The sequence below is a fragment of the Salmonella sp. NW645 genome (assembly GCF_051703725.1).
Lineage (GTDB): Bacteria > Pseudomonadota > Gammaproteobacteria > Enterobacterales > Enterobacteriaceae > Salmonella > Salmonella enterica.
Window position 1 is genome coordinate 1 of record NZ_JAMMKR010000034.1, and the last position, 458, is coordinate 458.

Annotated in this window: 1 protein-coding gene; it reads right to left on the reverse strand. The window is 67.7% G+C overall.

All coding sequences use genetic code 11. From position 1 onward, the window contains the following. Window positions 1–29 precede the first annotated feature (29 nt). A partial coding sequence (locus NA389_RS21945; RefSeq protein WP_260816435.1) for a tetratricopeptide repeat protein occupies window positions 30–458 on the reverse strand: 429 nt, incomplete at its 5' end.

Below are 458 nucleotides of genomic sequence, written 5' to 3' on the forward strand. Positions count from 1 at the left end.
TGGCGCCACGCCACCGGGCCGTCAGGGCATTATTTCTCCTGCGCCAGCCGGATACTGCGCTCTATCACCGCCCGCCGGGCGTCACCCGCCGGCAGTAACTTCAGCATCATCTCCCAGGCCGCCACCGCCTCATCAAAGCGCTGCTGCTCAAAGGCGCTGAACGCATACAGGCTTAACACCCGGATATCCGTGTGGTCGCGGCTCACCAGCCGGCGCAGCAGCTCCCCGCCGCGGCGGTTATCCTCCGGGTCGGACGAGCGCGTCAGCGCCTCCGCGTAGCCCAGCGCCGCATCGCTGTTTTTCGGGTCCAGGCGGTAGGCGTTCGCATACGCCCCGGTGGCGGTACCGGCATTACCCAGTACCATACCGGTGCGCCCCAGCATGAGCCAGCCCTCAACATTGCCGGCATCATTCTGCAGGCGGGTGCGCAGCCCCAGCGCCAGCCGCGCCATCTCCTC